The sequence below is a fragment of the Citrobacter sp. NCU1 genome (assembly GCF_010231475.1).
Lineage (GTDB): Bacteria > Pseudomonadota > Gammaproteobacteria > Enterobacterales > Enterobacteriaceae > Citrobacter_D.
The window spans coordinates 1-1675 of the sequence record NZ_NRDO01000078.1 but is presented as its reverse complement, the minus strand read 5'-3'; the positions used below and the strand labels follow the sequence as shown (position 1 = coordinate 1675).

Sequence of the window (1675 nt, the reverse complement as noted above, 5' to 3'; positions counted from 1 at the left end):
GAGCAGCAATGTCGTAACGCAACCCACGATCGTCAACCGACAGCGCCAGCGTGCCAGCACTACTGCGACCTAAGATAAAATTAGGGTCATGGTTAAACAGCGCCCGGACATCATCATTCAGGACGTCATCAAAGGCGCCAGGCTTGATGATTTCGCGAAACGATCCAAAAATAAGTTCAGAGCGACTGTCAAAAACGGAACCGTAACCAATGATTCGGCCCGGCTCGCTGTCCTGCGTCACTGCGCGGACTTCACCGCTGAAACAGCGAATTTCCCGGTCATCACTCATCTGTTTTGTTCTCCTGCTGTTTTTTTTCACCTGAATCGACCTGCTTCGCGGCGTTAACACTGACCAGCATTTCATCCAGGCCAGGTTGAGGGTTCAGATGTTCAAGTACTCGCACTTCATTGCGGCTCATCCAGCCGTCAGTAATCGCGTAATGATAGAATTCGGCACGTTCTTTGGCGGTACCGCGCAAAAGTCCGGAGAGGTCGAAGCGAACGTAATAGCCCGCCTGCAGTTCGGCACGTGTAAAAAGGCGGCGGTTTAGCTCCTGTTCCCAGTTCACCACCCACGGCATGATCGTGTAGCGTACAAACTGGATGGCCTGCTCGCTGATATTGGAAAACGTGGCTTTTTCCAGGTCGTTGATCATGTGAGCCGGTACATTAAAAATACTGGCGATAAGCGAGCGGTTCAGTTTCATCATGTCGATGATCTGCATATCGACCGGTGAAACCGTCAGCGCCTTATAATCGAGTTCAGCAGGCAGCAACATGGTTTTATTTTCCTGCTTGCGCAGGGCGGCAGACGCCTTTTTCCACATTTCCTTCAGGTTGTTCCAGGCTTCGGTTTTCAGTTCACCTTTTACCGAAACAATTCCCGCCGGGCGCGCGTTACCCTGGAAAAAGGAGTTGATGTATTCCTGCCCGCTCATCCCCATGCCAATGGTCTGCGCGTGCTGCATCACCGGGCTAAACCCAACCTTTTGGTTATTGCCCAGCGCACGAACGTGCACCATGTCATCAGGGCTGACCGCATAACTGCCATATTCGTTATAAACGCCGTAGGTATAGCGTCCCCCCTGGTCAATAAGACTGGTTTCCCACGGCATCACTGCTTCCAGTGAATCCAGTTCGCCACGCCGGGTACGCCTCACCCAGGTATAACCATTCCCCCAACCCAAAATATGGCGCTGCTTCAGCTCACGCCATTTGTAGCTCGTCTGCCAGAAATTAGGCTCGCTGCCGAGCAAATACCATGCGGGGTGATCTGTGGCTGGGTGCACCTCTTTATCAGTTTTGCGCAGCACATAAAGCGGCATCTGCGCGATGTTCGACGACAGCACATAAATACAGGCATAGACCGCGGCCAGCTTCATTGCGGTTTCAGGCGTGACCTGCAGCGACCGGATACAATCCAGATCGCCTAACTCCGGTGTTATCGGGTTTGCGGGGTTTTCCGGATTGCCATCTTCACTTCGAAATAATGCGTCAAGCAGCACGTTTCCCCCTTGCCGCAGCCAGCAGCGCACCAGCCAGCATTAGCCCTCCGGAGAAGATCAGCGCAGGTGCCAGGCCAAATTGCAGATAAAAGCCAGACGTGAGCAGGCCAAAGCCTGCCAGCCCAAGCACATCCAAAAATAGTGATTTCATAGGATCAGAAAATCTTCGT

Annotated in this window: 3 protein-coding genes; all 3 read right to left on the bottom strand. The window is 52.8% G+C overall.

Translation table 11 applies throughout. The annotated features are described in order from the left end of the window. On the bottom strand, positions 1–289 hold a 289-nt coding region (locus tag CJP72_RS21080; RefSeq protein ID WP_193568829.1), incomplete at its 3' end, for an HK97 family phage prohead protease. After that, positions 282–1505 carry a phage portal protein gene (locus tag CJP72_RS21075; protein ID WP_162383263.1) on the bottom strand — a complete coding sequence of 408 codons (1224 nt, stop codon included), beginning with the start codon at positions 1503–1505 and terminating at the stop codon, positions 282–284. The genes CJP72_RS21080 and CJP72_RS21075, both read right to left, overlap by 8 nt. Then, positions 1495–1675, bottom strand: a 181-nt coding sequence (locus CJP72_RS25280; protein WP_238340139.1) for a hypothetical protein, incomplete at its 5' end; no start/stop codon positions are given. The genes CJP72_RS21075 and CJP72_RS25280, both read right to left, overlap by 11 nt.